18 protein-coding genes are annotated in these 23,535 nt (G+C 66.4%); 8 read left to right on the plus strand and 10 right to left on the minus strand.

From position 1 onward, the window contains the following. Window positions 1-29 precede the first annotated feature (29 nt). The 5 genes from ACW4E8_RS09100 to ACW4E8_RS09120 form a co-directional block, all read right to left on the minus strand. Window positions 30-1,412: an HlyD family efflux transporter periplasmic adaptor subunit gene (locus ACW4E8_RS09100; RefSeq protein WP_456804198.1), complete on the minus strand. Its 1,383-nt coding sequence runs from the start codon at window positions 1,410-1,412 to the stop codon at window positions 30-32. Continuing rightward, window positions 1,409-4,021 carry an FHA domain-containing protein gene (locus ACW4E8_RS09105; protein WP_456804199.1) on the minus strand — a complete coding sequence of 871 codons (2,613 nt, stop codon included), beginning with the start codon at window positions 4,019-4,021 and terminating at the stop codon, window positions 1,409-1,411. Before ACW4E8_RS09105 ends, ACW4E8_RS09100 begins: the two co-directional genes overlap by 4 nt. Before the next feature lie 228 nt (window positions 4,022-4,249). Continuing rightward, on the minus strand, window positions 4,250-5,770 hold the full coding sequence (locus ACW4E8_RS09110; RefSeq protein ID WP_456804200.1) for an efflux transporter outer membrane subunit: 1,521 nt from the start codon (window positions 5,768-5,770) through the stop codon (window positions 4,250-4,252). Window positions 5,771-6,187: 417 nt separating this feature from the next. Further along, window positions 6,188-6,616 (minus strand): DUF4399 domain-containing protein, encoded by a 429-nt coding sequence (locus ACW4E8_RS09115; protein WP_010813600.1) that lies wholly within the window; start codon window positions 6,614-6,616, stop codon window positions 6,188-6,190. Between the two features lie 59 nt (window positions 6,617-6,675). Beyond that, window positions 6,676-7,101 carry a DUF4399 domain-containing protein gene (locus tag ACW4E8_RS09120; RefSeq protein ID WP_340526780.1) on the minus strand — a complete coding sequence of 142 codons (426 nt, stop codon included), beginning with the start codon at window positions 7,099-7,101 and terminating at the stop codon, window positions 6,676-6,678. A gap of 425 nt (window positions 7,102-7,526) precedes the next feature. Between ACW4E8_RS09120 and ACW4E8_RS09125 the strand changes: the two genes are divergently transcribed. Next, complete coding sequence (locus ACW4E8_RS09125) at window positions 7,527-8,603, plus strand: formylglycine-generating enzyme family protein (RefSeq protein ID WP_456804424.1); 1,077 nt, start codon at window positions 7,527-7,529, stop codon at window positions 8,601-8,603. Between the two features lie 38 nt (window positions 8,604-8,641). Here the strand turns inward: ACW4E8_RS09125 and ACW4E8_RS09130 are convergent, their stop codons facing one another. After that, window positions 8,642-10,696, minus strand: a complete 2,055-nt coding sequence (locus ACW4E8_RS09130; protein ID WP_456804425.1) for a protein kinase domain-containing protein — start codon at window positions 10,694-10,696, stop codon at window positions 8,642-8,644. Between the two features lie 473 nt (window positions 10,697-11,169). Between ACW4E8_RS09130 and ACW4E8_RS09135 the strand changes: the two genes are divergently transcribed. The 5 genes from ACW4E8_RS09135 to ACW4E8_RS09155 all read left to right on the plus strand — a co-directional run bounded on the left by ACW4E8_RS09135 (window position 11,170) and on the right by ACW4E8_RS09155 (window position 17,492). Beyond that, window positions 11,170-11,412, plus strand: coding sequence for a hypothetical protein (locus tag ACW4E8_RS09135; protein ID WP_013957500.1), 243 nt, complete (start codon window positions 11,170-11,172; stop codon window positions 11,410-11,412). 831 nt (window positions 11,413-12,243) lie between these two features. After that, window positions 12,244-14,187, plus strand: coding sequence for a DEAD/DEAH box helicase (locus tag ACW4E8_RS09140; RefSeq protein ID WP_456804201.1), 1,944 nt, complete (start codon window positions 12,244-12,246; stop codon window positions 14,185-14,187). A gap of 672 nt (window positions 14,188-14,859) precedes the next feature. Continuing rightward, window positions 14,860-16,326 carry an amidase family protein gene (locus ACW4E8_RS09145; RefSeq protein ID WP_456804202.1) on the plus strand — a complete coding sequence of 489 codons (1,467 nt, stop codon included), beginning with the start codon at window positions 14,860-14,862 and terminating at the stop codon, window positions 16,324-16,326. A 65-nt stretch (window positions 16,327-16,391) separates the two neighbouring features. Beyond that, window positions 16,392-16,883 carry a DUF302 domain-containing protein gene (locus ACW4E8_RS09150; RefSeq protein ID WP_456804203.1) on the plus strand — a complete coding sequence of 164 codons (492 nt, stop codon included), beginning with the start codon at window positions 16,392-16,394 and terminating at the stop codon, window positions 16,881-16,883. Window positions 16,884-16,910: 27 nt separating this feature from the next. Next, on the plus strand, window positions 16,911-17,492 hold the full coding sequence (locus tag ACW4E8_RS09155) for a TetR/AcrR family transcriptional regulator (RefSeq protein ID WP_022535913.1): 582 nt from the start codon (window positions 16,911-16,913) through the stop codon (window positions 17,490-17,492). Window positions 17,493-17,896: 404 nt separating this feature from the next. Here the strand turns inward: ACW4E8_RS09155 and ACW4E8_RS09160 are convergent, their stop codons facing one another. Both ACW4E8_RS09160 and ACW4E8_RS09165 read right to left on the minus strand, forming a co-directional pair. After that, window positions 17,897-18,334: a hypothetical protein gene (locus ACW4E8_RS09160; protein WP_456804204.1), complete on the minus strand. Its 438-nt coding sequence runs from the start codon at window positions 18,332-18,334 to the stop codon at window positions 17,897-17,899. 6 nt (window positions 18,335-18,340) lie between these two features. After that, on the minus strand, window positions 18,341-19,180 hold the full coding sequence (locus tag ACW4E8_RS09165; RefSeq protein WP_456804205.1) for a hypothetical protein: 840 nt from the start codon (window positions 19,178-19,180) through the stop codon (window positions 18,341-18,343). Window positions 19,181-19,446: 266 nt separating this feature from the next. On the opposite strand from ACW4E8_RS09165, the gene ACW4E8_RS09170 reads away from it, so the two are divergent. Next, on the plus strand, window positions 19,447-19,614 hold the full coding sequence (locus ACW4E8_RS09170; RefSeq protein ID WP_456804206.1) for a hypothetical protein: 168 nt from the start codon (window positions 19,447-19,449) through the stop codon (window positions 19,612-19,614). Between the two features lie 105 nt (window positions 19,615-19,719). Here ACW4E8_RS09170 and ACW4E8_RS09175 read toward each other — a convergent pair whose 3' ends face one another. Both ACW4E8_RS09175 and egtD read right to left on the minus strand, forming a co-directional pair. Further along, a complete protein-coding gene (locus ACW4E8_RS09175; RefSeq protein ID WP_456804207.1) occupies window positions 19,720-20,976 on the minus strand; it encodes an SUMF1/EgtB/PvdO family nonheme iron enzyme in 1,257 nt (418 codons plus the stop codon). A gap of 143 nt (window positions 20,977-21,119) precedes the next feature. Then, complete coding sequence (egtD, locus tag ACW4E8_RS09180) at window positions 21,120-22,217, minus strand: L-histidine N(alpha)-methyltransferase (RefSeq protein ID WP_456804208.1); 1,098 nt, start codon at window positions 22,215-22,217, stop codon at window positions 21,120-21,122. A 521-nt stretch (window positions 22,218-22,738) separates the two neighbouring features. Between egtD and ACW4E8_RS09185 the strand changes: the two genes are divergently transcribed. Next, the gene (locus ACW4E8_RS09185; protein ID WP_456804209.1) at window positions 22,739-23,440 is read left to right on the plus strand and encodes a TerC family protein; all 702 of its coding nucleotides are present in this window, start codon (window positions 22,739-22,741) and stop codon (window positions 23,438-23,440) included. Window positions 23,441-23,535 lie beyond the last annotated feature (95 nt).

Here is a 23,535-nt window from a genome sequence, read left to right on the forward strand (position 1 = left end):
TTGTGTTTCCCCCGACTGCCCCGGCCACGCTAGCCGGCCACCTCTCGGAAGGGGTCCAGCCCCAGGTCGATCAGGCGACGTTCGCGCACCACGATCTCCGCAGTGGCGGTCATGCCGTAACGCAACGGATACTTGTTGTCGGCCACGGCGTAGTAGTCACGTGCCAGGCGCACGCGGCCCTCGTAGACCGGCTGCTTGTCGGGCCCGCCCGGCTTGGTGGCGGGCGAGATGAATTCCAGCGTGCCCTCGATGATCCCGTAGCGCTGGTACGGGAAGGCACTGAACTTGAGCTTGACCGGCAGGCCCTCGCGCAGGAAAGCGCGGTCGCGCTCGGCGATGACGATCTTCACCACCGGGCGCGCATCCTTGGGCGCAATGCCCCCCAGCGGCGTGTTGGCCTGCACCTTGTCGCCGCGCTGGGTGGAGGTGACATCGGTGATCACACCCGACACCGGCGCCAGGATCAGCAGGAAGTTGTCCTTGTCGATGTTCTCGAAGCGGATGCGCGCCGCCGCGTCCGCCACCAGGCGGGCGGTCTGCACCTGCAGGCGCAGCTTGTCCTCGGTGTTGGCAATCTCGCGCAGGGCCGCCTCGTACTGCACGCGCAGCCCGGCCAGGTCCTGGCCGCTGCTTTCGAGCTGGGAACTGGCCTGGGTAAGCTCGCGGCCCAGGCGTGCGTCCAGCTCCGCCAGCCGCGACTGCGCCACGCGCAGGTTGTTCTCCGCGTCCTGCGCCGCGGCGCGCTTGGCATCCACCTGCGACTGCGAAACGCCACCGCCACCCGGCAACGCCAGCAGGCGCGCGTAGCGGTCCTGCTCCTGGCGCGCGAATTCACGCGCGCGCCGGGCGTTCTCGAGGTTGCTGCGCGCTTCCTGCAACTGCGCGCGCTGCTGTTCGGCAAGCCGCGTGGTGCCTTCGGCGATACGGGTCTCGTGCTGGCGCGTGGCCACGTCGATCTGCTGCTTGAGCGCCGCCGCGCGGCGTTCCATCAGCGCCTTCTTGTCGGGGAACTGCTTCCATTCGCGCTCGGAGTCTTCCAGCTTGAGCTGCGCCTCCAGGGCATTGGCCGCGGCCTCGATTGCGCCGCGCGCATTCAGGCGCGCCAGTACGTCGTCCTTGGACACGGGTTGCCCTTCGGCCACGTAGAGGTCGGCCAGCTCGCCGTCTACCGGGGCATAGAAGCGGCGCACCTCGGATTCCGGCGCCAGCGTGCCCTGCGCCGTGACAATGACATCGGCATGCCCGACGAAGGACCACACCAGCCCGCACAGCACCAGCGCGAAAGTCGTGACGATGGTCAGCAACCCCAGGCGCGACGGCTCGGCACTCAACAGGCCAATGCCCTCGGCGCTGTGGTCTTCCAGTGCCTCGGAGAGTGGCTTGAGGCCGCCCTGGCGGGCATCGTCCTTCATGGCTGCCCCGCTTGCGGTGGCGCCGCGGCAGCCGCGGCCGGTTCCGGCGCCTTGCCGGTGTCTTCTCCGCCGATCAGTTCCAGCTTGGTCTTGAGCACGGCGGGATCGAGCACGGTGCGCAATTCGCGCAGCGCGTGCCGCTGCTGGTCGGCCTCGGCGCGGATCTCTTCCTCGACCTTGGCGAGCTGCGCCAGGTCGGCGCTTTCCCCCGCGCGCAGTTGCGTGAAGATGCGCATGCCCTGGCGCGCGTCTCCCTGCGCCTGCGACAGCAACCGGGCCTGCGCGCGGAACTTGGGCGAGATGCCGGGCTCGAGCCGCTGCTCGCTGCCGATCACGCCATTGCTGCGGTATTGCTTCCATGCGGCGACGGCGCTGCCCATCAGCTCCCGCGCGCGCCGCAGGGCGCTGTCGCGCACGCCGTTGACGTCGGCCTCGACCGCCTTGGCGAAGTGGCCGTCTTCGTCGGCATCGAGCATGGCGTAGAAGCCCAGCAGCCGGTCCTCATAGTCCTTGCTGCCGCGCGCGGACTGCAACTCGGCGTACTGCGCCGCCACCTTCTGCTTGTGCGACAGGTCGCGCGCGAGGTCGTCGGCCCAGGGGCCGCCGCTGATCTGCCTGATCCCGGCGAGCGCCGCAGCGCTGTCGCCCTGCTGCCACGCCCTGGCCGCACTTGCATACTGGCGCGACATCTCCGGCGGCGGCAGGCGCGCGGCCAGGTTGGTGAACTGCGCCTGGAACGGCGGCGTGGCGAAGCGGCTGTCGGCCAGCCGCGCCACCAGCGGCCCGGGCCGGCGCGCACGCAGTGCCTGCATCAGCGCGGTGTAGCGGTCCAGGTCCGACTGCACGCGGTCCAGCCCGGCCAGGCGCGGGTACTTCTCGCGATACTCGGCGATGACCGGCTGCAACGCCTCCGGGCGGTCGCGGCCGAGTTCGGCAGCGATGGTGGCGTTCAGCCGGTCGATCGCCGCCAGGTAGACCGAGGCATCGTTCTGCAGGCGGCGCACATCACTGAGCGCATCGGCATAGAGATCGCGGAACGCCGGCACATCGGCCGCGATGCGCCCGAGCGCGCGCTGGTGCGCGGTAGTGTCCTGGTTCCAGTACGCCAGCAGTTGCCGGATCGGGGCCTCGTCGGTGTAGAGGCGGATCGGCGCGTCGGCGCCGCGCTGCGCGGTGAAGCGTTCGAGCCGGCCGATCCAGTCGAGCTCGGCCACCAGCGGCCGCGCATCGGCGTTGTGGGCACTGGGCTTGCGCATCCGGGCCAGCGCGGCATCGGCGCCGCTGACATCACCGGCCTTCAGCCTGGCTGCAAAATCGGGCACGTAAGCGCGCAGCAGTGCCTCGGCGCCGAGGGCCTGCACCTGGGCATCGTCGGGATGACGCGCCAGGTAGTCGTCGGCGGCCTGCGCCGCGCGGGCGTGATCGCCGGCGGCAAACAAGGCCTGCACTTCGCGCTCCGCCGCACCGCGCCAGTACACGGCCGCGCCCGCCAGTATTGCGAGCAACAGCAACGCGCCACCCCATCGCGCCGCGCGCCGTGTGCGTGCGGGATCGTCCAGGCCGAACAGCCTGGCGCCCTCCGCCAGCAACAGCGCGGCACGTCCGCGCTTGCGGCGCGCCTGCGCGCCGTCGTGCGCCGCAGTGGCCGCCGCGGCCTGTGCCTCGGCCTCGGCGTTGACCTCGTCGTCCTGCTGCGCGGCGTAGTCGACGCAGAAGATGTCGAGGAAGGAATCGGCCGCACCGACAAAGGTGGTGCGGTCATCCTCGTCGCGTTCGGCCGGCGCCGGGGAAGCGGCCGGCTTGTCCGGTGCCGCGGCGACGGGCTGCAGCATCGAGCGCGTCGCGGTGGCATCGCCATCGCCCGTGCGCTGGACCTGCGCCTCGTAGACAAAGTGGTTGCCGCCGAAGGCGATCAGGTCGCCGTCGTCCAGCCGCACGCCGTGGTCTGCCAGGCGCTTGCCGTTGACGAAGGTGCCGTTGGTGCTGCCCAGGTCTTCCACGAACGGCACGCCACCCCTGAGGTACACGTGCGCGTGGCGCCGCGACAGGTAATTGACCTGCTGCGGATAGCTGTCGCGGTAGCGCGCGAAGGCATCGTCGGCCTTGCTGATCAGGTACGGGAAGCCGTCCACGTGCAGCGGCTGCAGTCCGACATCGCCGCGTTCGGGCACCAGCGTCACCGCCACCCGCGGCGGCTCGGGCTGCGGCGCGCGCGGCGACAGCCGGACCCGGAACGACAGCGCAGGCCCGAAGGCCACCTCATCGCCATCGCTGAGCTGCGCCGGCTGGCGCGCCACCGCCGCGCCGTTCACGCGCGTGCCGTTCTTGCTGCCGAGATCCGCCACATAAACCGCGCCATGCTCGGCGAAGATGCGCGCATGCCGGCGCGACAGCGGCGCGGCCAGGTCTTCCGGGTAGGCGGCGAACGGCAGCTCGCTGCGGCCGACGGCGAACAGGTCTTCGTCGATGCGGATCTCGCTCAGATCGGGGCGCGCGACGGGCGTCAGGAATACATCGAATTCCTGCGCCAGATCCTGAGAGAGCTCCCGCGTGAATCCCTGGGCCATTTTCACCGGCATTTCCATGATCAGTGCTTCGTCAGGAGCCATGTTTCCAGCGAGCCAACAGCGCGGCTGCCGCGGTGGCAGGCCAGGGGGAGTGAAGCGACTAAGAACATAGTAGGCGACGGCTAAGGCTAGTCAATCGGGCGCGGGACGCGCGGTTGGCACGATAGCGGCACATGCAGCGGGGCAAGCGGCCAGGGCTACGGACGCGTTGCGCAACGCGTTGCTTACGCCGGCATCACATGAACACCTCCACGGAACCTCTGGCAGCACTTATTGCGCGGGATTCGAGGCCGCGTTGCGCACATCGGTATCGGGCCAGCCGCCGCCGAGCGCCTTGTACAGGGTGACGGTGTCGGCCAGGATCTGTTGGTGGACCGCCAACAACTGCAGTTGCGCGGTCAGAAGCGAGCGCTCGGTCTCAAACACTTCCAGCTGCGAGACCACGCCCTCCTTCAGTTGCGCCTCGATCTGCGCGGACACGACGCGCAGCTGCTCAACCTGCTGCTGCAGCTCGATGCGCTGCTTCTTGTGCGCGTCGACGTTGACCAGTGCGCTCTCCACTTCTTCGAACGCGGTCATCACGGTGCGTCCATATTCGTTTTCCACCACACCCACCTGCGCCTCGGTGGTCTTCACGCGCGCGCGTATGTTGGGATCGAGCATCGGCAGGTTGATGCTGGGCGCCAGGCCGAAGGTGAAGGACTTGAGCAGGGAACTCAGCGCAAAGCTGGCGGTGCCGCCGCTCGCGGTCAGGCTGATGGTGGGCAGCTGCGCCAGGCGTGCCTGGCCGACGATGTTGTAGGCCGCCAGCACGCGGTATTCAGCGGCCACCACATCCGGACGACGCGCCAGCAACTGCGACGGCAGCCCGGCCGGCACCGCGGGCGGCTGCACGCGGTCCTGCAGGCGCCCGGCCGGAACCTTGAGATTGCCCGCGGGCACGCCGACCAGCGTCGCCAGCGCGTTTTCGGCCACATCGCGCGAACGGCGCAGTTCGAGCAGGTCCTTGTTGAGACGGTTGATTTCCGCCTGCTGCTGCATCACGCGGATCTTGGGCACCAGGCCGTTCTGGTACATCGCCTGGAAGGTGGACAGGATCTGCCCGTTCTTGGCGACGGTGCGCGATTGCTGCTCGATCTGCTCGTCGAACTGCAGGATCTGGAAGTAAGTGGTCGATACATTGGACACCAGCGTCAGGTAGCCGGCACGCCAGTCGGCCTCGGTCGCGTTGAACTCGGCGGTCTGCGCCTGCACGCCCTTCTCGACCTTGCCCCAGATATCGATGTCCCAGTTCAGCTGGGCGGCGGCGTTATAGATCGTGGTGGACTTCTGCCCGGTGGTCTTTTGGAAGTTCGCGCCGGCGCCGATACCGATCACAGGCAGCGCTCCCGCGCTGGCCTCGCCGATCTGCGCGTTGGCCACGCGGATGCGCGCCGCCAGCACCTTGATGTCGTAGTTGCCGGAAAGCGCCTGTTCGATCAGCTGGTTCAGGTAGGGATCCTTGAAGCCGTGCCACCAGTTGGGCTGCACCGCTTCGGCCGGCGACACCGTGATCGAACCCTGGCGCGTCCATTCGGCCTTGGCCGGGGTTTCCGGGCGCTGGTACACCGGCGGCCGGAAGTCGGCGCAGCCTGCCAGCAGGGCCGTGCAGGCAGCCAGCGCGGTCAGCCAGGCAGTACGGTGCGGCGCGGCGGTTGACGTAACCCCGGGCGAGGCAATGATGGATTCGGGCACGATGGGTTCCTGCGTGCGACGGCGGCGGGCGGGATGCACTTGAGTTATCCATGGCATGCCGGGGCCGCGAAGTCTGTCTGTATTGTGGTGCGCGCGGGCGCGCGCACCAACCCCGATATGCATGGGGTCAGCGGGAGGTGTTGTCTAGGGGGTTGGTCTCGAGCATCGGGTTGGAAGAGACAACCGCAGGGAGCGTGCCAGGGGCTTGGCCATACGCGCTGCTCTCGCTTAAATGCCTGTAAACAAGGGAGTTTTTCGATTGTGGCAGCGTTGTGGAGTCATTGCTGCATGCCTGGCGGTGGGTGGTGGTGGCGGGTTGCGGCCAACAGGTGTCTGGTAGGTGTTGGCGGGCGGGAGACACTCGGGGGGAAGGTGCCCACTGCGCTGGGGTTTGCATCTGGCAGATGCAAACCGCAGCGAGGGGGCCATCGAACAACTACGAGATACAAAGCGCAGCCCCCACAGCACCCCCAATTACTTCACATAAATCGTGATCTTCTTCGAATAAACCGGCGGGTTGGTAGGGATGTGCTTGTCATCGCCCATCAAAAGCTGCAGCGTATGCTTGCCAGGCGGCAGCTCGATCATGGTCTCGGTCTCCCCCGCCCCGAAATGCAGGTGATTGCGGTCGTTGGGGATTTCCTTGTCCATCGGCGGCAGATCCGCATCGATCAGCAGATGATGGTGCCCGGTATTGGGATACTTCACGTCCTTCGGCGCCACCCCCATATTGCGCAGCCCGAACCACACCTTGAATGGCTTGCCCGCGGGCATCGTCTGCCCGTCGTTGGGCCAGCCGATATACAGGTAGGCGTTGGGCGGCGCCGGCGTCGAACCACCCTGCACCACCGCTGACAGCAGCAGGCTGGCGGCAAAGACAGCCGCGGCAAGTAGTCTGGACATGGTGCTCTCCCCTGTTTACTGATCGGCCTGGTCCGGCTTCTGCGGCGCGCGCTGCACCGCTATTTCACCGTGATCGTGATCTTCTTCGAATAGATCGGCGGCTCGAACGGCACGTGCTTGGCATCGCCCATCAGCAACTGCAGCGTGTGCTTGCCGGGCGGCAACTCAATGCGCGCGTCGGTCTCGCCCGCCCCGAAGTGCAGGTGGTTCTTGTCCGAAGGGATTTCCTTGTCCAGCGGCGGCAGCTCGGTGTCGACCAGCAGGTGGTGGTGCCCGCAGCGCGGCGACTCGACGCCCTTGGGACAGACGCCCATATTGCGCAGGCCCATGCGCACCCAGAACTTGCCGCCGCTGATGACCGTGCCATCGTGCGGCCAGATGATGTAGGCCTCGGCATTGGGCGGCGCTGCCGTCGACAGCGAAAGCGACGGCGCAGCGGCCAGGGTGGCAGCCGCCAGCAGGCGGAACAGGAATCGTCTGGACATACGCGGCGCCTCCCGGAAACAGTCCGAAACCCGATCACGTTGTCCCGAAAGCCCATTCTTGTTGCTTGTTGGTCAGCGCTCGGCGATTCGTCATTCAGGTTAGGTCGCAAGCCCGGAAAAAGCGAACCCGGCGCGTCGCGGCAGCATGGCAATGCCCCGCCGGAGACACAAGCGCTGTGCTATCTTGAAGCAAGCCGGTCGACGTCTCGGCAACACCACAATGCGCCCCCGACGCATGTGCCGGCAGCCACCGGCATGCAGCGGGATCGCCGCGGCTCCAGCGAGGTGTGAAGATGTGGCGCAATCTACCAGTCGTACGCGCGGCCGCCATGGCCGCGATGCTCGCCGCCGCGCCGCTGCCTGCGCAGCCGGCCGCCGCTGCCGCAGGCCCTGCGGCCACGCAACCGCTGCTGCTCGCAGGCATCATGCCCAAGAACACCGACGAGCAGTACGAGCTGAGCTTCTGGGAATCGATCAAGAACAGCAATTACGCCGGCGACTATGAGGCCTACCTGAAGCAGTACCCCAACGGGCGCTTCGCGGTGCTGGCCAAGGCCCGCCTGGAGCGGTTGGCGACGTCTGCCTCCGCACCCAAGGCTCAGGCGCCCGCGCCCTCGCCGCCGCCCCGCTCCGGCACTACTGCCGGGGGCCAGGTCACGCGGCCCCCGGCCCCCTCCGCACCCGCCGCGGCAGCGCGTCCGGCGTCGCCACCCGCTGCGCCACCTGCAGCGGCATCGCCGCGCCCGGGCACAGCGGCGGGCGGCGCGGTCGGCACCACACTGCGCAACGGCGAGATCCGCGATTGCCCGACCTGCCCGGTGCTGGTCTCCTTGCCGGCCGGCAGCTTCACCATGGGCAGCAGTGCCAGCGATCCCGCCGAGAAGCCCCCGCATCACGTCACCATCGGCCAGCCGTTTGCCATCGGCCGCTATGAGGTCACGGTCGAGCAATGGAATGCCTGCGCCGACGCCGGCGGCTGCCAGCGCGTCCCTACCGTCGCCGACAGCCCGAAGACCGCGCCGGTGCGCGACGTCAGCTGGGACGACGCGCAGCAGTACGTGGCCTGGCTCAGCAAGACCACCGGCAAGACTTACCGGCTGCCCACCGAGGCGGAATGGGAATACGCAGCGCGCGGCGGCACCGCCAGTGCCTATTGGTGGGGCGACCATATGCGCAAGGGCAATGCCAACTGCAAGGACTGCGGCGACCCATGGAGCCAGGATGCGCCGGCCGCGGTCGGGACGTTCGCGGCCAACCCGTACGGCCTGCACGACGTCAACGGCAGCGTGTGGGAATGGGTGGCCGATTGCTGGCACAGCACATACAAGGGCGCGCCCGCCGACGGACGCGTGTGGAACGAGAACGCCTGCGGCGCACGCGTGATCCGCGGCGGCTCCTGGCGCGAAGGGGCGAGCTACATGGTGTCGTCCACGCGCTTCAAGTACAGCCCCAGCGTGCGGCAGTCGCAGAACGGCTTTCGTGTGGCGCGCGACATGAAGTAGCGGCTGGCGGAAGTGGCAAGCCGGCCAGCTGGCGGCAATCAGCGCGCGCGCGTGGAGATCTGCACCAGGTCCGCGCTGATGCGATCCCGCCCATAGGTGCGTGCCATCTGCGCCAGCGGCTTTTCCAGTGCCTTCAGGTAGTCCTTGTGCAACTCGACCTCTGTGCGCCGGCCCTCGAACAGCGGCGCGGGCGTGGTCAGCAACACCACCAGCTCGGTGCCGAAAGGCCTGGAGATGATCCAGTCGCCACCGTCGCCAACCGTGGCGCCATGGCTGGGCGGCGCCTGGTGCGCAGGCACGCGCGCGCTCGGCACCATGTGCGCCACCTTGCCGTCGGCCGCGAAGTAATCGACATAGACATAAGAGTCGCGCGCCGGCGTGCGCAGATCCAGCACCAGCGGTGAACCCTCGGTCAGCTGCGTGCCCTGGCCGCGCAGTCGCAGCGACGAAGCCGTGCCCCCTTCGCGGTAGCCCGACCAGTACGGCGCGATCAGGGTGGCCACGTCGCATTTGTCGGCGGCCAGCGGCTGGGTGTCGATCGACACGCCCTTCAGCTCCTTGACGCCCGGCAACGCGCTGAGCTGCTCGCGCAGCCGCGCGGCACCCACGCTCTCGGCCAGGAAGCCACGCACACGCAACGTCTGCGCCTGCTGGGTGGCGGTGAGCAGCGAGCACGGCACGCCGGCCAGCATCTTGGTGACGTCGGCCATCGACAGCACTGCCGGACGGGCAGCCGGTGCGGGCGGGGTGACTGGCGCAGCAGGCACAGGTGTAGCCGGGGCCTCGACGCGCGTGTCGCCCGCCGGCGCTTCGGCCTGGCGCTGCGAATGCCAGGCGTAATAGCCGATCGCCGACACGCCGGCCAGCACGGCCAGGACGCCACCGGCCATCAGCGGCGAGCGGCGCGGCGTCGGCGCCAGCGGCACCGCGCTCATGCCCTGCAGGTAGCGCGCCACCGTCGGCGTGCGCGTTTTGCGGTCGAGCGACAGCGCCTCGCGCAGGGTCTTCCATTGCGTGCGGCTCAGCTGTGGCGGCTGCGCCGGCTTGAGCGCGGCATCGCGCGCCTGGTTGGCCGCGAGCCGCTGGTATGGATGCTTGCCGGTCAGCAATTCGTAGGTCACGCAGGCCAGCGCGAAGATGTCGTCGCGCGGGTCGGGCTCGCAGTGGTCGAACATCTCGGGGCTAGCGTAGGCTGGCGTCATGCCGCCCAGCGAGCCGGCATCGAACACGGTCCGGTCGGATTCGTCGGCTGGCGGCAGGAAGCCGCGCGCAATGCCGAAGTCGATCACCTTGACCTCGCTGTTGTCGGTCAGGAAAACATTGGCCGGCTTGAAGTCGCAGTGCACGAAGCCGCGTTCGTGCGCATACGCCAGCGCGTTGCCCATGCCGTTGATGATCGGCATGGCACGCGCCATCGGCATGCCGGCGAAGCCCGGGGCCTTGAGCACATGGCTGAGCGACGAGCCGGACAGGTATTCCATGGTCAGGAAGACCACCGGCCCGTCGCGGTCGAAGTCATAGACGGTGACGATGTTCCGGTGCGCCAGCGTCTGCGCCTTGCGCGCCTCGCGCTGCAGCGCCATCAACGACTTGGGGTGCCCGCTGAACTGCAGGTTCAGCACCTTGATGGCGATATAGGGCTTGCGGTCCGACGCTTCCAGCTTGCGCAGGTCGAGCGCCTTGTACACCGTGCCCATGCCACCCACGCCCAGGCACTCTTCCAGCACGAAGCGGCCGTTCAGCGTATCGCCCACGCCCTTGGTATGCGCCGCCTGTGGCAGCGTGCCCGGCTCGGGCGAGGTCGCATACAGCGAGCCCGTCTGCGTCGCGCCGGCCAGGCGCGTGGCTTCGGTGGCGCCGTCGTACTGCGTGGCGCCGCGGCGCTCGATGCGCCGCATGACTTCCGCATAGACCGCGGGCGGGAACGGGAAGCGCGTGTTTTCCTCGATGACCACGCGCGCGGCCTGGCTGGGCGTGGTGGGGTCCTGCGCCAGCGCCGTTTCGAACGACGCAACAAACTCGTCGTCGGAGAGACCGCCGTTCTGGAACTTGCGGATCAGTTCTTTGAGACTGGCCACGGGATGCCCCGACATGGTTGCTGGCACGGCGCATCCCGCGATGCGGATATGCCCTGCCTTCGAGATGGATACTAGTGCGCACCCATGGCATGCGCAAACCATGCGAGGCCAGCGTGCCACGCCGCGCGCGGGCGCCCTCTGCCAATCGCATCGCCTGCAGTGCGCCACTGTCGCGGCCGCGCCAACACCAGCACGCCGGCTGTTGGCCGCGGCCCGTCACCCACGGCACGCGGCACGCCCCGCAGCCAGTGCGCGCGAGCGAACATCGAAAATAAACCCCCCATGTTTTCAGGCAGTTGCACGTGCCCGGCGAGGTCGGCAACGGCATTGGCACACTCCCTGCGTTAGTCCCTCCCGATGGGCCGGCAATTTCGCCGCCGTCTGAGCGCACTGCGCGGCGGTCCCGCGGGCAAGACCGCGGACCGCCTCGCCTATACTGAAGCGTCCCGCGGCCGCATGGCCGTGGCGCCGCTTGACCGGAGACAGCCATGGCAGTGATCGTCATCAAGGATTTGCCCGACAGCATGGATCTCGACCGGCAGGCCATGACCGCCATCCTGGGCGGCGGGCGCACCGCCGGCGGCCAGGCATGGCATGGCTTGCGGCGCCAGGGCGCCGCGCGCATCGTCGACTACCCGGGCGGATTGCCGGGCAACCGCTATGTGATGCCGCAGGAACAGCCGCTCGGCCGGCTGCCGCGCAAGGCCGCTGGCAAGGATGCAGACGACTGAGCGGCAACCACGACTGCCCAAATGAAAAGCCCGCCATCGCTGGCGGGCTTTGGATGCGGACGGGCCCGGACCACCTGGGTCACGCGGTCAGCAGTTCGGTCATTCTGTTCCAGGCAGGCTTCCCATGATTCCGCCCATGAAGCATGAAGCGGACGCCCATCCGGACCACCCGGATAGTCGCAGGAAGACTGGCGCGTGGAGTCAATGACCGCAGTGCTCGCCGCGAACAGCGGCCCAATGCCGCTGGAAGAGGTCAAGCGGGAGCGTTTTCGTCCGCCCCGTGCGGGCATCCTGTGTGCTCGCGCCTCCAGTATAGGCGGGGGTTTCAGCCTTGCAACCTGGCCAGTGCCGGGGCGTCGCAAGGCTGCCCGGAAGGTGACTGGCGCCTGACATATCCGGTTACGTTTTCGCAGTGCAACAAAAATTCCGTACTCTGCTATAATCCGCGCCGTGAGTTTCGCAACTGTGAGATCCGCCAAACGCCCGGCTGCCTGCCGCGGCGAATCCGCTGCCCTCCCAAGCTCTGTTTCCTCGCTGCCGGACGCCTAGTCATCACTTCATGGCCCCAGCCGCCCAGCAGAACGCACCGCTCACCTGACGTCGCCTCGTCTCCGATCCTGTTGAACAGCCTGAAACCTGAGCTGTTTGCCTGCCAGGGATACGGCCGGACCGCCTAGCGGGACCAGCCACCGCCCTGCCTGCCGCCGTACTGCCAGCTGTGTCTGTCGTAACGGCCTCACCGATTGGCGCCGAAGCCTTTTTAAGACTTTGCACTGCGCCCACCCCATTTAGCTTTGCCGGGGTGCCATGCATTTATTTGACCATTCCGACATGACCCAGCACGACATTCGTGCGGAGCAAGCTATTGCCTCCGCGACCGACGCTTCGATCACTTCCGACGCTGCCCAGAGCCCGCTCGACAAGCTCGACGCCCTGCTCAACCCCAGCCCGGCAGTTGAAGAAGCCCCGGCCGTGGAAAGCGGTTTCGCCACGCTTGGCCTCGATGCGGCCATCCTGCGCGCCCTCTCCGAACTGAACTACAACACGCCCACGCCGGTGCAGGCCCAGGCCATCCCGGCCTTCCTCGCCGGCCGCGACCTGCTGGTCTCGAGCCAGACCGGCTCGGGCAAGACCGCCGCGTTTATGCTGCCCGCGATCCAGCGCATCAGCGAAATGCCGGCGCCGCAGCGCGCGACCGAGCCCGCCAAGCGCATGAAGGGCAAACGCCCCCGCCCGTCGCCGGCCCAGCCCGCTCTGCTGGTGCTGACGCCGACGCGCGAACTGGCGCTGCAGGTGACCGAGGCCGCCGCCAAGTACGGCCGCAACCTGCGCCGCATCGTCTGCGCCAGCATCCTGGGCGGCATGCCCTACCCCAAGCAGCTGGCCGCGCTGTCCAAGATGCCTGACATCCTGGTGGCCACGCCGGGCCGCCTGCTCGACCATATCGACGCCGGCCGCATCGACCTGTCGGCACTGCAGATGCTGGTGTTCGACGAGGCCGACCGCATGCTCGACATGGGCTTTGCCGACGACATCGACGCCATCGTCAACGCCACGCCGGCTTCGCGCCAGACGCTGATGTTCTCGGCCACGCTGGATGCGCGTATCGGCCAGCTCGCATCGCGCCAGCTGCGCGACCCGCAGCGCATCGAGATCGCCGCGGCCCGCGCCGACCAGAGCCATATCGAGCAGCGCCTGCACTTCACCGACGACATGTCGCATAAGGAACGCCTGCTGGACCACCTGCTGCGCGACGCGACGCTCAAGCAAGCCATCGTCTTCACCGCAACCAAGCGCGATGCCGATTCGCTGGCCGAGCGCCTGTCCGACACCGGCTTCTCTGCCGGCGCGCTGCACGGCGACATGACCCAGGGCGCGCGCAACCGCACCCTGACCGCGCTGCGCCGCGGCAACCTGCGCGTGCTGGTGGCCACCGACGTGGCCGCGCGCGGCATCGACGTGCCCGATATCACCCACGTGGTGAACTTCGACCTGCCCAAGCAGGCCGAGGACTACGTGCACCGCATCGGCCGTACCGGCCGCGCGGGCCGCTCGGGCACCGCCATCAACCTGGTGAACCACAACGACATGTTCCAGTGGAAGCGCATCGAGCGCTTCACCAACCAGCGCATCGACGCTTCGGTGATCGAAGGCCTGGAGCCGCGCCGTTCGCCCAAGCCGCGTTCCAACTTCGGCGGCAAGCCGGGCGGCGGCCGCGGTGACTCCCGCGGCAATGGCGGCGGCTACCGTGGCGGCGAACGCAGCTTCGGCGACCGCAAGTTCGGCGGCGGCGAGAACCGCACCGGCTTCGGCGAGCGCAAGTTCAGCGGCGAGAGCCGTGGCTTCGGCAACCGCCCGGAAGGCGCACGCCCGTTCGGTGATGACAACCGCGGCGGCTTCGGCAATCGTGAAGGCGGCTACCGTGGCCAGGGCCAGGGCGGCCAGGGCGCCGGCTACCGCGGCGCCAACGACGGTGCGCGTGGCTTTGGCAACCGCGAAGGCGGCCGCAGCTTCGGCGACGACAACCGCGGTGGTTTCGGCAACCGCGACGGCGCCGCCCGCAGCTTTGGCGACAACAACCGTGGTGGCTTCGGCGACCGCACCGGCGGCGGCTATCGTGGCAACACCGCTGGCAACACCGGCGGCAACACCGGCGGCAACGGCGAAGGCCGCAGCTTCGGCAACCGCGACGGCAACCGTGACGGCAATCGCAGCTTTGGCGGCGGTTTCGGCGGCAACGGCAACCGCAACAGCCGTTCGCGCTACGAGCGTTGATGTGGTGGTGCGCTAAGCGCACCTGCCAGGCAAAAAAAAAGGCACCCTCGGGTTAGCCGTTAACAAAATCTGTTGAAAAGCAAAACGGGTCCCGTCTTTCAGATGGGGCCCGTTTTTTTGCCTGTAAACAAGGGGTTCTGCGCTGGAGAAAGCCACCCCTTCCTCTCCTGAGGTGCAAGGTCGAAGCGTGACGTTTGCTGCACGCGCGTTTTGCGGCTTGCGCAGTTGCCTTCGTATGAGGTCTGAGCGTCGCAGAACGACCCGAAGCAGACGAACGTCGAGTCGCTAAGTCGGCGGCGGTTTCCGAGGACACAGCAGCCGTTCGTCGACCAACGGTTTCTTCGGTCCAGCCACGCCCGTCGCGCTGCCCCGGAACAACGGATCGGCTCGCGAGCAATCCCAATTTTCTTACCCGTTTGAGCCCACGGATCTCGGCATCTCCCGTTCAACTGCGGGTAAGACCAAATAGTAGTCATCGAGTGCTGCGCAGTTCCCTCGCAGCGAGTGGGACCCCAGTACAGTCCAGATCCTCCCGTGCTTCGCAACGAAGTCATACCCTGCGAATCCTCTTGCATTACGATCGTAATGGTATATTACGATCGTAATTTCATGAGGCTGCGACCCTCTTCGCGGTCGTGAAATGCCGGGTCACACCTTTCTTGTGAGGAATTTATGAACGACACGATCGCCAGCTCTAGCCAAACGTCTGAGCCAGAAGTGCAGAGGTTCGCTTCACTCGGGCTCGCCGCGGCCGCCGACGCGATCCGCGGCGGTGAGATGACATCAGAGGCGTACGCCACGGCTTTGCTGCGGCAGGCTCGGTCGCACGCTGACCTTAACGCTTTCATCACCATCGACGGAGACGCCGTGCTTGAGGCTGCGAAGAACGCAGACAAGGCGCGGTCGGCCGGGGCGGAGGGTCCCCTACTGGGTGTGCCGATCGGGGTGAAGGACAGCTACCTGACGAGGGGGCTGTCCACGAGCATCGGCCTCGATCGTCTGGCGCACTTCATTCCGACGGAAGACGCCGATGCGGTCCGGGCGATCAAGGATGCAGGTGCCCTCGTCTTCGGCAAGAACAATCTGGTGGAGATGTCCTATGGGCTGACCGGGCACAACGAGCGCTATGGCCAGGTGAAGAACCCGCGCGCCCACGATCGCGTCACGGGAGGGTCATCAAGCGGTTCTGCCGCATCCGTGGCCGCCGGGATAGCGCCCGCCTCCTTGGGTGGCGATACAGTCGGATCGATCCGTGTGCCCGCGTCGCTCTGTGGTGTCGTCGGGTTCAAGCCGACCACAGGACGCTGGCCGCGTAACGGCGTCGCACCGATCTCCCACACTCTCGATACGACGGGTGTATTCGCGCGTAGTGTTGAGGATTGCATACTGCTGGACCAGGTCGTCACCGGGGAGCAGGCTGCGGAGCCCGTCGAGTGGGATTTCAACCTTAAGGGAGCCCGACTGGCCTTCGCGCCGCGGCAGTTTCTGGGCTTGGTGGACTCGGAAGTCGAGGATCGTTTCCGTGAGGTAGTTCGGCGGTTGCAGGACGCCGGCGCCGAGGTCTTTGAGATCGACCTCGGGGAAGATTTCAACGCCCTCATCCAGACAACTACGTGGGGCATTTTCGCCCATGAGACCCAGGGCGCGGTCTCGGGATTCCTCCGTCTACACAATATTCCGACCACGTTCGAGGCGATTCACGAAGGCCTCAAGCCCCAGCTTCGCCAAGCGTGGGAGCACATCGTACTGCCGGCCGGTGCAGGTGCTACCTCAGTGGAGGCCTATCAGACTGCGCTCAACGTAAGCCGTCCGGAAATCCAGCGCCGCCTGAACCAGGCATTCGTCACGCGAGGGGCGCTTGCCATTCTGCAGCCGACGACGCCCTGCATGGCGCCTTCGATCGAGGAGCAGGAAGAGTTCCACATCGCGGGCCAGGAAGTCAGCTACCTCGCTTTGGCGAACCACACTTTGTCAGCGAGCAGCGTGGGTCTGCCGGGTATCAGTCTCCCTGCGGGCATGTCTCGCGCGGGCCTTCCGATCGGTCTTGAGCTGGACGCCCCGCTGGCGAGCGACCGGGCGCTTCTGAAGCTTGCCCGCCGGATCGAGGCAGTCTTAGGCACCCAGCCGCCGACGCTCTGACGTTCTAGCCCCTTTCCGTGGGAAACGGGCCAACCCCGAACAGCAACTGAAATGAGGATCAACAGATGGCCAATGCACTGTACTCCACGCGCACCATTTCGATTGAGCACGTCACAATCAAATCGATAAAGCCATTTGAGGAAGTTCGAGCCAAGCTCGTGGCCTTGGCGCCTCGCATCGATGATGGGATCTTCACGCTCCTGCGATACGGCGAAAGCACGCGCGCGCTTCGAGAGTTGGAGGCATGTCCGCCACTTACCATTTTCGGCCAGCGTGACCACGGGGCGCTGCTGGCTATTGCAGGGCTGACGCGCCGATCCATCCAGTACGATATCGGCAATCCGCTCACCGCGTCGAAGATGACCCGCCATCAACTGTCGGCGGGACTCTATGCACCCATCCGTGTGCTGCTGCGCGAGGATGGCGATGGTGGTGTCGGGTTTGAATATGATCGACCAGCCTCCGTTTTCGGCCAGTTCGGCAGCGAGGAGGTTAATACCGTGGCTCATCAGCTTGATCGCGACCTCCAAGCCTTGTTGGAGGCGGCTGCAAACTGACGGCCGCGGGACACGAGTGGAGAGAAGATGCGTTTCGAAAAAGGTCACAAAGCCACGACTCGGCAGCATATCCTCGAGGTCGCCTCGAAATGCTTCCGCCGAGAGGGAGTCTCGGCTGCGGGCATCAGCGGGATCATGGGAGCGGCCGGCCTGACCAATGGCGCATTCTATCCCCACTTCGGGTCCAAGGAGGAGCTTGTTCGCGAGGCGGTCGGGGGCGCGCTCGCAGAGCGGCAACTGGACCTCGAACAGAAACTCCAGACGGGCGCTGACCTTGAGGGAGTGATTCGAAGCTACCTCAGTCAAGCGCATCGCGAGGACCTGGCATGCGGATGTCCTTCGGCGGCTTTGCTTCCGGAAATCGCTAGGCACTCGGTGTCAATACGGCAAACCTATGAGGATGGGTTGCAAAGCTTCGTTGCGACGTTGGCCGCATTGCTCCCAGATGCGGATTCCACAGCAGCGGGTCGTCGGGCAACAGCCATCTTCGCTCTCATGGTGGGAACCCTCCAGTTCGCGCGCGCCGTGCCAGACGTTGCACGCGCGGAGCAAATCCTGGAAGGCGGCGTCGAGGCAGCGCTCCTCCTTGCCCGAGAGTCGCCCGTATGAAGATTTCGTCGCGCGCGCCCCAGCCTCCTCAGGCTGAGCCAGCTCAATGCCCGAGAACCAAGGTGACCTGCAGATGGACCACCGACTGCCACCGGCGTGAAGCAGCCGTTCGAGCATCCGCCCTGTGACCCAATTGAACGGCAGAAACTGGCCGAACCCTGCCGTCGGACCATCGATCTTCCCCGCAAATCAACGTGACGCAGAAAGAAAGCCCACCCCCTGGGGGCTGGCAAAGGCTGCTCCATATTTCACAAAATCCCAACACCGTTGTGTAACGGGCAGGGCCCGAACCCCCCGGATGCGGCACCGTACCCTAGTGGGCTGATGGCGGCTGGGTCGTGGGGGGCTACTGTTGGGGATGACATCGTCGGCAACGCTACTCCCATTGCTACCGCAGCACGTCGCTATGAGAAATAGATGATGTCCTTGTAGTCGAGCACAGCCTTGGCCAAGCCCAGCCGCATGGCTGGGGTGTCCTTTACTCCATCTGCAAGCCAAATGTAGTTATGACAGGCGCGCAAGATTGTCAGGAGCTTACCGATCTGCCCAGGCCTGTACGCCGAATAGCCATTCCACACCCTCCCGCGGTTTGCCGACGAGGATATTGGCCGCTCCAGCATTGCCGAGCGGCGGCGGATGCGATTGAACCAGGAGTCCACTGCAAGCAGGCTCACTTTGTTGTGCAGCCAGGCCAGATGGTCAGGGTCATAGTCGCCAAAATCCGTGAGGAGGCAACTCGCCTTCTCTGGCTCAGCCATCGTAGGCAGTGGGTGGAAGACCCAGCGATCCGTAACCTTGCCGATTGTCGCAGCGGCTTCGCAGCGCTCGCGCAGCAATAGCAACTTGATCTAGCTTTCCGTCAGCTCTGGATACGCTGCTGCGCGCTCCTCGAACTCTTGCCGGGCTTTTGCCACGAGGACACGCTTCTGGTCGATGGTCATCTCCTTCGAGATGCGTACGAACAGCGCGTCGACGCTGCGCTCCTTAATCCGTTGCGCAAACGCCCCCAAGCAAGCCGCGCGCATTCCAGCATCCATGTCCAAAAAGAAGCGCAACTTCTCCGTGCCAGCCAAGAGGCGTTCGAGGTGGAGGAAATGCCCCCAGAGCGTGTACTCCCCATGCACCAACATGCCATTCTGCGGGAGCTTGTTATTGCGAGTGAAACCCTCGGGCGCTTCAGCGTCGTCACGCTGGCGCGCTTGGTCGTACCGGCCAGCAATTTCGCCGGCCAGCGTTGACCACGCTCGCCGTTGCCCGGTGGATGCAACGGTCGTCCGGAATTCAGATTCAAGCCAGAGGCGGGCGAATCGGCGATGAGGAGGCGGAAGGACCGAATCCCCGAGGCGGTCCGCCTCCCGCTCAACTGACTCGGGATCCATCTCTGGATCGAAGTTCGGATTCATGGCGAATACGTAGCCACTCCGCTTGTCGGCTGAAGCTACAGCGGAAACAACGACGTTGCGGCGGTCCTTGCGGTGGGTCCAGTTGACCACGTAGTCCTGGCGATCGACGCCAATGTAGAGGCGCCGGAATCCCATCTTAGGCAGTCTCGACTCGCGTTCCGCGAGAAACGCCAAAGCCTGTTGGTGAAAGAAGTCGATCCGCTCATAGAGGACGCGAGGTGCAATGTTCGCCGCTTCGCAGATGCGGCGCAATGGCATCTTGTTCGCCAACATCGAGAGAATCAACGGATTCTTGTCCGAGCGGATCTGGCGGGCGATCGGGTTGCGCCCGGCCGGCTTGACCGAGAACGTCTTGCCACATGCCCGGCAGCGAAAGCGCGCCGAGATTGCTCTTCATCGAAGAGTGTTCCCGGCAAGCGTTGCAGCGTATTGAGCCCCCGACGAGCGTAGACCCGGTCAGGGTGTAGGGATTCTTGGTCGCCCCGGCCGGCGGCGTGCCTTTGCGCGCTGCTCCTGGCACTGGGACACCGAAATTCTCACATGGTGGATTTTTGCAGAAATTGACTTGGATTCCGGCGATCGATTCTGGGACGCGCGGCGGTTCCGAAGACGGCAGTGCAGAGGTAGAGGACATGGACTTCTCCTCCGGCGAAGTGACGCGCGAGATGCTGTCAAAAACGAAGCTGCCGACGAATTCGTCGGCAGCCTTTGGGGAGTGACCCTAGGCCGGACAAGGATCCTAGGGCGATTTCTTCAAGTTTTCAACAGATTTTGTTAACGGCTAGAACCCTCGGGTGCCCTTTTCCGTTGTCGCGTACAGCCCGCTACAGCGCGCAGGTGCGAAAGCCGATAAAGGAAAGATCATCCTCTGGCAGCCGCGCCCACCTTGCCCGCACATGGCGCAGCCGCGCGGGGCTGGCGAACGACACACCGCGCACCGCCTGGTGCGTGCCGAAGCGCCCCACCACCTCGCTGTCGGACGGCGCGGCGGCAAATCCCGCGTACGGCTCGTAGGGCGTGGCAGTCCACTCACGCAGCGCCCCCCACTGCAGGCCGCGGTTCTGCGTCGCGGCGAGCTCCCATTCCGATTCCGCCGGCAGGCGCCGCCCCGCCCACACGCACCACGCCTGCGCCTCGTACAGCGTGACATGGCGCACCGCCTCATCCGGGTTGAGCGTGCGCAGCGAGCCGAAACGCTCCACCATCCAGGCGCGCGAATCCGGATGGCGCGACCAGTAGCGCGGCGCCGAGCGTTCCTGCGTCATCAGCCACTGGCGTCCCGCTGACGACCACCACGCCGGGTGCTCATAGCCGCCGTCCTCGACGAACTCGAGGAACTGCGCGTTGCTGACCGGCGCCATGTCCATTTCAAACGCGGGGATGTAGGTGGGCTGCGGCGGCAGCTCATCCGGCCAGGCAAAGCCGTCGGGATCGCTCCAGCCGAGCGTGAAGCGACCGCCCGGGAAATGCAGCGTGCCGCCATGCCCCGCAGGCTGCACCGGACCGGCGCCGATGGCCTCGGTGGGCGCCATGCCCAGCGCCTGCAACAGCGCGGCCACGCCCTCGCCCTGCGCATCCTCATGCAGCAGCGCGCGGCGGTACGGGTACAGGGTCAGGTCGCTGTCGTCGGGCAGCAGCGCGATCCGGCGCAGCACGCCGTCGAGCACGTCGGCGGCATAGCGCTTGACCACCGCGACGTCGGGCAGCGTGACCTCCCAGCGCTCGTCGGGGCCGATGCGGTCCGGGTCGAACCACTCGTCGGCGCCGTCCAGCAGCGACGGCTCCAACGCCACCGGCACCGGCACGCCGCCGCGGTCCACCTGGCGCACGCCGCGCAGGCACCACCACTCCGCATGCCAGGCCACGTGCCCGAGCGTCCATAGCGGCGGATCGGCATCGTACTGATGCGGCACGTCCCAGGCGCGGCGCGTCTGCCCGAACGGTGCCAGCCACGCCAGCATGCGGTTGCGCGCATCGACCAGCGCCTGCGCCAGCCCTTCGCGCGGCAGCCGGCGCGGGTCGGACCAGGTCGCCTTGCCGCCGGTGAAGTAGAGATCGGGAAGCATGGGAAAGCCGCTCATCGGGAAAGTCGGTACAGGGAGTAAACAGTGGACAGGCAGTGACCGAAGCAGGCAACTGTTGGCCAGGCGCTCGCACGCCAGGCCGGCCGCGGCCATTATGACACTCCCTGCCATCCCTGCCGGATGGCGCCCGCGCGGGCGGATCAGCCGCGCGCGTGGAACACGGCGAACCAGCCGCTCGGGTCGGTCCAGTACACCGGGTCGTCAAACCCGGCGGCTTCCAGCAATAGCGTGAAATCCTCCGGGCGGTACTTGTAGGAGTCCTCGGTATGGATCCGCTCGCCCGCGGCAAACTCGCGCGCCCCGCCCTGCCACTGCACGCGCACGTCGCGGCACGCTTGCAGATGCATCTGGATGCGCGATGCCGCGCGGTCGAAGCTCGCCACATGGCGCCAGTCGTCCAGCGAGAAATCCGTGCCGACGATGCGGTTCACGTTGCGCAGCACGTTGCGGTTGAACGCGGCGGTGACGCCCAGCGCATCGTCATAGGCAGACACCAGCGTGGCTTCGTCCTTGTGCAGGTCGACCCCGATCAGCACGCCGTCGCCGCGCCCGGCCGCGCCGCGCATGCGCTGCAGCAATGCCAGTGCCTCGACCGGGGCGAAATTGCCGATGCTCGAGCCCGGATAGAAGAACAGCCGCCTGCCGCGCCTGACGTTGGCGGGCAAATCGAACGGCGCACACAGGTCGGCGCCCAGGCCCAGCATCGGAATGTCGGGATGCTGCTGCTGCAGCGACGACAGCGTCGCGCGCAGGAACTCCACCGAGATATCCAGCGCCACGTACTGCGCCGGGCGCAGGCTGCCAAAGAGCCTGGCAGCCTTTTCGCAATTGCCCGCACCCAGGTCCACCAGCACGCAGCCGCTGCCGGCACGCGCGGCGATGGCCGGCGACGCGCTGGCAAAGATCGCGGCCTCGGTGCGGGTCGGATAGTACTCAGGCAGGTCGGTGATGGCCTCGAACAGGCGCGAGCCCAGCACGTCGTAGAAGAACTTGGGGCTGATGGCGGCCTGCCCGGCACGCAGCCCGGCCAGCACCTGCTCGCGCAGCGCGCCGCTGTCCTCGCGGTATTGCTGCACGAACTCCGGCTGGGGCGGCGGCCGGTGCGCACGGCCATTGGCCAGCGCGACCAAGGCGGGCGGTGCGGCCGCATGGCCGTTGTGGTGGTTCAGGGGTGGGAAAGGCGTCTGCGGGGCTTTGTTCTGGAAGGGGGTATTCGGCGGATTCGGGACAGCCGGCATGTCGTTTCCTTGTGTGGTCGCGAATGGTCACTGCTTCAATGCGTAATCCCCAAGGCCGCGCTGTGCATGTCGTGCGCGCCGGTCTCCGCAACACCTCCCTGTGCTGTCCGGGACGCATCGGGCGAAGCCGAACTTAAAGGATAGGCCCATCCGGCGGATCGCGCACCGCAAGATCCCCATATGCGCCGTATGCGGCATATCAGAAACCTTGAGTCAGTATCTTTCCTAATGAGGCATATCCCTTGCAGTTCGTTTATAATGCGGCCCAACGCGACCCCCACAACGGGTCGCGTCCCTCAAAGGGGAGTAGCTCCGGGGCCCATGCCCTTAGCACAATCGTCATTCCGGGACCCGTGTCCCCGGTTGTGCTGACCGCCGGTGCGCATACCGCGCCTGTGGTCGAGCAAGACCTTTGCAACCTGGTTTTCATGGTTTGCAAAGGCGGCCCCATCCCCCGTGCTCCAGGAATCCAGGCGAACCCAATACGCGCCCCGCGCTGATTCGTACCCTGAGGAGAGTTCATGGAGTGGTTTACCGATCTGTTCACGATGCAGTTCCTGACGGCACTGCTGTCCATCGTCGTCATTGACCTGGTGCTGGCTGGCGACAATGCCATCGTGATCGCCCTGGCGGCGCGCAACCTGCCCGCCCACCTGCAGAAAAAGGCCATCATCTGGGGTACCGTCGGTGCCGTGGTGGTGCGCTCGGCCATGACGATCGGCGTGGTCTGGCTGCTGAAGATCCCGGGGCTGATGCTGGTTGGCGGCCTGGCGCTGGTGTGGATTGCCTACAAGCTGCTGTCCGATGAAGGCGACGGCGAGGGGCACGGCTCGGGCGCCTCGACCCTGTGGGGCGCAATGAAGACCATCATCATCGCCGACGCGGTGATGGGCGTGGACAACGTGCTGGCCGTGGCCGGTGCCGCGCACGGCAGCTTCCTGCTGGTGGTGCTGGGCCTGCTGATCAGCATCCCCATCGTGGTGTGGGGCTCGAGCCTGGTGCTCAAGCTGATGGGCCGCTTCCCGATCATCATCTACCTGGGCGCGGGCGTGCTGGCGTTCACGGCGGTCAAGATGATCGTGCACGAGCCGATGATCAAGGCGTTCTTCGAAGCCAACCCGGTGGTCAACTGGGGCCTGTACGTGCTGATCGTCGGCGGCGTGCTGGGCGCCGGCTACCTGGTGCAGAAGCGCCGCGTGCAGCAACCGGCCAGCAGCCACTAAGTCGGCAAGCCGTGCCAGGCATGGCCGGGGCACCCGCCCCGGCCAGCCCGGTGAAGGGCCATCCTGAGGGATGGCCCTTTTGCTTTAAAATGCCA

The organism is Cupriavidus sp. CP313 (assembly GCF_054072015.1).